Source organism: Bradyrhizobium sp. UFLA05-109 (assembly GCF_054185165.1).
The window spans coordinates 1-7,031 of sequence record NZ_JBBIAR010000133.1 but is presented as its reverse complement, the minus strand read 5'-3'; the positions used below and the strand labels follow the sequence as shown (position 1 = coordinate 7,031).

Sequence of the window (7,031 nt, the reverse complement as noted above, 5' to 3'; positions counted from 1 at the left end):
CGTGTCGTATCAAGCACCGCCGTGATCGAGAAGGCAGACGCGGTCATTCATTTGATCATCGACACATATTTCATGCCCAACAAGACCCTTTCTGAGGTTCGCGAGCTGATGAACGGCCACGTCGTCAACCCGCTGCAGGCCTTCAGCGAGGAATGCCGGGCCGAATTGCATGCGCTCAATGAGCGTTGAGCGCGGGCTCAACGTAGTTGCTTCCTCCGCTTTGAAGAATTTGCCGCAATTTGGCAGCGTTTACTCATGCATCTGAACTGCGCGGTCTATTTTCATTGAGCCTGCATGCTTGCAGACGGCTTTGAGGGCTCCTTTGGGTCGCTCTCTCTACATTGCCGCAACACAAGAGGTCCAGCGATGCACTTTGATCCAGTCCTGTTATCACGCATCCAGTTCGCCTGGGTCGTCGCCTGGCACATTCTGCTTCCAGCGTTCACCGTCGGATGTGCGTCCTTCATCGCTGTCTTCGAAGGCTTGGGTTTTGCGACCGGACGCGAAGTCTATGTCCGCAACTCGATATTCTGGACCAAGATCTTCGCCATCGCATTCGGCATGGGCGTCGTGACCGGCCTTGTCATGCCATTCCAGTTCGGCACCAACTGGAGCCGCTACGCGTCTGCGGCCGGCGACGTCCTCTCGCCACTCTTCGCGTATGAAGGCCTTACGGCTTTCTTCCTGGAAGCGGGCTTCCTCGGCGTCCTGCTGTTCGGCCGCAAGCTGGTGCCGCCGTGGGCGCACCTCTTCGCGGCCCTCATGGTGGCGATCGGGACGTTGTTTTCCACGTTCTGGATCTTGTCCGCCAACAGTTGGATGCAGACGCCAGCCGGCTACGAGATCGTCAATGGTCAGTTCATTCCGACAGACTGGATCAAGGTGATCTTCAATCCGTCGTTTCCTTATCGACTCGCGCACACGGCGTTCGCATTCTTCACGACAACCGGATTCGTCGTCCTCGGTGTGGGCGCATACCTGGTGCGGCGCAATCGATCCGTCCTGGAAGCACGCACCATGATGTCGATGGCGCTGTGGGCCCTGACCCTTCTTGTGCCGCTGCAGATGGTGATCGGCGATATGCACGGCCTCAACACCCGCAAATATCAGCCTGCAAAACTGGCAGCCATTGAATCACGTTGGGATACCGCCAGGGGTGTGCCGCTGACAATCTTTGCGATCCCGGATGATCAGGCCGAACAAAACAAGTTTGCCGTTGAAATTCCTTGGCTCGGAAGCCTGATCCTGACGCACGATCTCCATGGCGAGGTGCAGGGTCTGAAGGATTTCCCTGCCGACCAACGTCCGCCGGTCGCGATTCCATTCTTTGCTTTCCGCGCGATGGTCGGATGCGCGGGCTTGATGCTGGGGCTCGTCCTTCTGGGCGGCTGGTTGCGGTGGCGCGGGCAACTCTATGACACACAGCTATACCTGTTGGCATGTCAGTGCGCCATTCCGCTTGGCTTTATCGCGGTCGTTTCCGGATGGTTCGTGACCGAGGTCGGCCGGCAGCCGTGGACAGTCTATGGACTCTTGCGCACGGCAGCCTCGGTGACGCCGTCGCTGACAGGCCATGACGTTACGCTGTCGCTCCTGGCTTACATGGCGGTCTATCTGCTGATCTATCCCTGCGGGGTCATCCTGTTGGCTCGGCTCGTTCGCAAGGGCCCGCTCGAGACCAGTGAAGCGGCTACGTCAATCGAGGCTGAAATAGCTGCGGCGCCGGTCCTCGCTCCCGCAATCAACATCGTGAAAGGAGAGGTGTGATGACCGAGGTGCTCGATTTGGTTCCGATCTGGACAGTGATTCTTGCGCTGGCCGTCTTCTTCTACGTGCTGCTCGATGGCTTCGATCTTGGCGTGGGGATGCTCTTTGGCCTGGCGTCCGATACGCGCTCCCGTAACACCATCATGAACTCGATTGCCCCGATCTGGGATGGTAACGAGACTTGGCTGGTGCTTGGCGGCCTTGGCCTTCTCTCGGCATTCCCGACTGCGTTCGCCGTGATCATTCCAGCGGTGTATTTTCCCATCCTGGTCATGTTGCTCGCACTGGTGTTCCGCGGCGTTGCATTCGAATTCCGCTTTCGCGACGCAGAACACAAGACGTTCTGGGATCACGCATTCTGCCTCGGATCCGCCACGGCCACGTTTGCACAAGGCATCGTGCTTGGCGCATTCGTCCAGGGCTTCCCGGTCCGCGACGGACAATTTGTGGGAACGTCCTTTGCGTTTCTCACGCCCTTTTCCATTCTGACCGGCGTCGCCTTGATGTTCGGCTACGGCCTTCTCGGCGCCGGCTGGCTTATTATGAAAACCGACGGTGCCATTCAGGCCGCGGCACGTCGCCAAGGCCGCATCTGCCTCGTCGGTGTCGTGACCGCGATCGCGATCGTGAGCATCTGGACCCCAATCATGAGCCCCGCGGTGGCGGCGCGCTGGTTTAGCTGGCCCAACATCGCGCTGTTCGCGCCGGTACCCGCACTGTCCGGCGTGATCGCGCTCGGGACATGGCGGTCCCTTGGCGGAAAGGCCGAGGCGGCGCCTTTTTTTGGTGCGATCGCGCTCTTCGTGCTGGCCTACATTGGCATGGCGATCAGCCTGTTTCCGATGATCGTGCCCTATCAGCTGACACTGTGGGAGGCCGCCTCGTCCCCGCGCACCCAGGCCTTCCTCCTGGTCGGAACGCTGTTCCTGATTCCCGTCATCCTGACCTATTCGAGCTGGTCATATTGGGTGTTTCGCGGAAAGGTTCGCGCCGAAGTGGGGTATCACTGATCGTCTCCTGCCGATCTTCCAGGTCAACCGCGCAAACGACCCATCATTGGACCAGAACGCAGCCCGCAATTTGTCTGGCGCAGTGATGGGGCGGCAGCGGACCAGATCTACTCGGACGATGACGGAATACCGTCTCGGATCGCAACATCAGGCTTTATGTTCGTGAAGTGCCGATCGGACCGATCTGTCGTCAAGTCACTGTCCGCCGCTGCCGGCGTGCTAGCGATTAGCCGGCTCAAGCAACTGCCGTTCGGCAAAATCCGCAAACGGCCCCGGCTCGCTCACGAGCTCTGCGTAGCTTCCCGTTTGCACGATTTTGCCGCGCGAGAGCATGACAATACGGTCTGCTTTGCGGATGGTGCTGAGGCGATGCGCAATCACAATCCGCGTGATGCTCAATCGTTGCAGCGAGGCGCCGACGACGCTTTGAGCCTGGTTTGTCGAGCGCGCTCGTTGCCTCATCAAATAGAAGAATCCGTGGTGAACGAGCTAGAGCCCGAGCGATCAGTAATCGCTGCCGCTGGCCACCTGATAGCGTGCTCACGCCTTCCGCAACCAGCGTATGCATTCCCATCGGCATCTGCGCGATGTCGGCATCCAGCGCCGCCAATCGGGCGGCCTCCCACGCCTTCTCCAGCGGCAAATCAATGCCGCCGCAAATGTTATCGTAAAGGCTTCCTGTTGCGAGCTTGGTATCTTGCAGCACCACTCCAAGCTGTCGGCGCACGGCGCTGATGTCGAGCGTATTGAGGGCCTTGCCATCGTAAAACACCGTGCCGGCTTCCGCCCGTTCAAAACCCAGCAGTAAGCGAAAGAGCGACGATTTCCCGCTACCTGAAGGACCGACGATCGCGACGTAGTCACCCGGCGCTATGATCAGGCTGATGTCATCCAGGACCTTCGGCCCGCCTTGCGCATAGCGGAAGACGACGCCAGAAAGTTCGATCTCTCCGGATAGTTCTCCGGGCGATCGCCGTTCCTCGGAAATCTCGACAGGGGTGGAAATCACGGGCTTCATGCGGCGGAGGTGGGGAATCGCCACTAGTGTTTCAGTTATCCGATCAGTGTACCAAATATCCATTGGGGCAAGGCAAGACTCAGCAGGCCCTGACGATCATCGACACGACGACAGGCATATTGGCTTCCATTCGAGCTCGCCTTTGACCCAGCGGACGCGGCTGCACCTTAGGGCCGAGGCAGGGACCCATCAGGGGCGTTCACAGAGCGCAGCGGCCCACCCTTAGCTGGTTGTCGTACGAGCCTAACGCTGCCGAGACCTCACATCTTGCGTCGCCTGGTCGACAAGAAAGGCGGCAAAGATATCGGCGAGAGGGAGGTCGCACAGGGCCTCCACGAAGAGAAACTGGCCTTGCGGGTTGACCTCGAGGAACACGGGCTCATCCTCGTCGGTCAACTTCACGTCGAAGACCCCCATGACCAGACCAAGCTCGTGGAGGGTGTCGCGCAACCTTTGTTCGAGGTGCCTGTCGAGCGGGTAAGGACTGAAGGGCACATTGAGGTCGAACCGCCAGTCGAGTGCCTCGGCCTCGATGAGCGCACCATCGCAGCGATCGCCAACGACGGAGATGCGCAGGTGGCGTGTGCCTGGGACGCATTCCTGGTAGATCGACGCCGTCAGGGCCAGGACTTCCTCGTTGTCGAGCAGCTCCTGGCTGACTACCGCTGTCGACGCCAGTTCGACGCCACGCGGCGTCGCGACGGGCTTGATGATCGCGCCCGGATGCGCCGCGCAAAAGCGGCGAATGTGCACTGGATCTTGACTGACGAGCGTGGCCGGGATCCGGAGGCCGGCGCGCTTCGCGGCATCTAGCTGCACCAGCTTGTTCTCCGCCAAGCGGGTGGCAACGGGATGGCTGACCCACTGCCCTTGAAAGGCGTTCAGGAGTATGCCCTCAAGGACCCTCTCGGTGCCACGAAAGATAGGCATCTCATAGGCAGCGTCAGTGCCCTCGGGCAAAATCTGTTTCACGGTCGTGCGCCGGTACCACAGGGTGTTGAGCGTCCTCACGTCGACGGTCTGCCCCTCGATGGTCGGGAGAAGGGCTGGGGCCTCACTGTGCGACGACCACTCGAGGCCGCCGCGGAGTACAAGCTCGTCGCTTGGGATCAGACAGCACCAGACTCCATGCTGCTCTTCGATCTTCTTCTTGATCAGATGGCCGTGGGGATCGTCACCGTACGTTACGATCCCAATCCGTGGTTCCATGGTGCTCTTCTCCTATGGAAGTCTCCTATGGAAATCGCCCCCCGGCTCTGGACTGGTCCAGAAAGCCGGGAGGAACTCGGATCGTTAGGCGGCGCAGTCGTCAGCCTGCATGACATCCGCCCATCCAGCCGAACCCGAAAAGGTCGTGTGACCACCGGAACCGTCGGGCCCGTCGATTACGAGCCGTCCTCCTCCGGCTACCGCGCCGAGCCGGCCCTGGCCTCCGGCTACCTCGCGGAGCTGGCTCTCGAAGAGCTCGAGCCGCTCGGGCTTCCGGGCGTCTTTCTTAACGCCGTTTAGTCGCTTCTGAAAGAATACTGCTGGAATGACCTGTTTCAGTGACATTGTAAGCTCCTTGGGTGAAATTGGATTTCTTCAAGTCTTCGATCGTTCGTCTGTATCTGCGCATCGTCGCCTCAACGATGACGGTGATATTCTCTCCAATCTGGCAGGAAGTTATGTGACGAGCATCACTCCAACTGCCTCGTCCGCCGGCAATGGAGGAAAAAATAGAAACTCGCGACGTAGTTCGTCGTGTCGTTTTCGCCCACTTCACGCAGAGGGGGCGCCACCTCTTTTTCAGCAGTAGGTGGCCCCAAGGGAGACACAGGAAAAATAGCGGTGGCCTGACCCCTGCCCGCCGAAATCACAGCCGCTCAAGTACGCGCGCGACCTGGGTCGCGACCACTCGCCTGATCCGCGCGCGGTGGGAATAGGCGCGCTGCTTCGTGACGTCGAAATTGCGGGTCTCTGGGAGCATGGCCATCGCCACGATGCTGATCGCGGCGGTGTAGTATGCCGGCACAAGCTTTAACCTCAACACAGACCGCGCCCACTCGCGAGCGCAAGCGCTTGCGTCGCGTGGGGCGCGGAGGTTGATGCTCGCTTTCTCTGGCCGCGAGGACCCTTGGCACTGTCGGCGCTGGCCCCGTCGGGCACTGGCACTATCGGCTCTGCTCCCGCGGCGCTCGTGGTGCGAGAGACCATCACGATCAACCCAATCTTGATGTAGACCCGCGCAGGCAATGGACCCTATTCACGACTAGGTGAAAACGCGATCGATCCGGCAAATCCTGAAGGCGCCTTCGCGGCCTGCTTGGGACTGATCTGTTTCCACGGCCAACTAGAAGAGTAGAGCAAATACAACCAAGGGAATTTCACTAATATCGATCAACCTTGCCGACTAAGATAGACATAGGGTGAGGCATCAGGCCAGTCGCGCTGTGTGCCTGTATCCCAATTCCCACACTACGATCAAAAAGACATCAGTTTGTCGCCTTTCGAACAGACGGGCCAATGCCGATTGCTCAATCCTATTGTCGTTATTTGTACTGTACTTGGGAATCACCGGCGAAAATGGAACGTTCCCTGATTACCGACATGCCGCGCGGCAGATATGTCGAGCGCTGCAAACAACGAGCCTTTGACTATCTCGACCAAGGCGATTTTAAAAAAGCAGCTGCGTTGTTTGTTGCCGATATGAACGCCCGTCGCGATTGCGAATTGCCACACCACTTGGCGATGCTCAGCGTTTTGCTGCTAATGAGTGACGATGCAGTCGGATGGAGGGCACTCATCGAGGGCTTGAGGTGATCACGGATCATGCAAATTTAGGGTGAAGAACCACGTCCATCGTGATCGACACCTCTGTGTCCGAAGTGCAACGAAGACTTGTAGTCTGCACGGCAATGTCCGCAACCGAACAGTGCCGGTCATTGAGGAGCGGATACCATGCCTGCCAAGCAGGGGATGCTGAGCGGATGAACTTTTCAAGCTCGAAAGACGAAAGTTTGCTGTCGCTTTGGGAAAGTGTCCGGCGGCAAGTGTCGGCAGACCGGGCGGGCGGTGGACGATCCCGCTCCGTGGGTGGCAACCTGCGCGCATATGCCGAAGCAATCCGTTCCGAAATGGATCGGCGGGAGCTCAAGTACACGCCGATCAGTTGGTCTGGAGTCGCCCGTGAAGAACTGACGCGCCGCCCCGGCCCAAGCGATGTGTTGAGCCGGGACGGTCTCGATAAAGGCTCG

Annotated in this window: 8 protein-coding genes and 1 pseudogene; 6 read left to right on the top strand and 3 right to left on the bottom strand. The window is 59.3% G+C overall.

All coding sequences use genetic code 11. The annotated features are described in order from the left end of the window. The 3 genes and pseudogenes from Q3C01_RS44340 to cydB all read left to right on the top strand — a co-directional run. Positions 1–189 (top strand): annotated as a pseudogene (locus Q3C01_RS44340) (hypothetical protein); the annotation flags it as partial. A 177-nt stretch (positions 190–366) separates the two neighbouring features. After that, the gene (locus Q3C01_RS44335) at positions 367–1,767 is read left to right on the top strand and encodes a cytochrome ubiquinol oxidase subunit I (RefSeq protein WP_458151644.1); all 1,401 of its coding nucleotides are present in this window, start codon (positions 367–369) and stop codon (positions 1,765–1,767) included. Continuing rightward, positions 1,767–2,777, top strand: coding sequence for a cytochrome d ubiquinol oxidase subunit II (gene cydB, locus Q3C01_RS44330; protein WP_458151643.1), 1,011 nt, complete (start codon positions 1,767–1,769; stop codon positions 2,775–2,777). Before Q3C01_RS44335 ends, cydB begins: the two co-directional genes overlap by 1 nt. A 235-nt stretch (positions 2,778–3,012) precedes the next feature. On the opposite strand, the gene Q3C01_RS44325 is transcribed toward cydB, so the two are convergent. Further along, the gene (locus Q3C01_RS44325) at positions 3,013–3,795 is read right to left on the bottom strand and encodes an ATP-binding cassette domain-containing protein (RefSeq protein WP_458151642.1); all 783 of its coding nucleotides are present in this window, start codon (positions 3,793–3,795) and stop codon (positions 3,013–3,015) included. Positions 3,796–4,038: 243 nt separating this feature from the next. Continuing rightward, positions 4,039–4,806 (bottom strand): ATP-grasp domain-containing protein, encoded by a 768-nt coding sequence (locus Q3C01_RS44320; protein WP_458151641.1) that lies wholly within the window; start codon positions 4,804–4,806, stop codon positions 4,039–4,041. A gap of 117 nt (positions 4,807–4,923) precedes the next feature. Between Q3C01_RS44320 and Q3C01_RS44315 the strand changes: the two genes are divergently transcribed. Next, entirely contained in the window at positions 4,924–5,304 is a 381-nt protein-coding gene (locus tag Q3C01_RS44315; protein WP_458151640.1) for a hypothetical protein, read from the top strand. A gap of 346 nt (positions 5,305–5,650) precedes the next feature. Here the strand turns inward: Q3C01_RS44315 and Q3C01_RS44310 are convergent, their stop codons facing one another. After that, entirely contained in the window at positions 5,651–5,824 is a 174-nt protein-coding gene (locus tag Q3C01_RS44310; RefSeq protein WP_458151639.1) for a hypothetical protein, read from the bottom strand. A gap of 536 nt (positions 5,825–6,360) precedes the next feature. Here Q3C01_RS44310 and Q3C01_RS44305 point away from each other — a divergent pair. Both Q3C01_RS44305 and Q3C01_RS44300 read left to right on the top strand, forming a co-directional pair. Beyond that, positions 6,361–6,597, top strand: coding sequence for a hypothetical protein (locus Q3C01_RS44305; protein WP_458151638.1), 237 nt, complete (start codon positions 6,361–6,363; stop codon positions 6,595–6,597). A gap of 167 nt (positions 6,598–6,764) precedes the next feature. Beyond that, positions 6,765–7,031, top strand: a 267-nt coding sequence (locus Q3C01_RS44300) for a hypothetical protein (RefSeq protein WP_458151637.1), incomplete at its 3' end; no start/stop codon positions are given.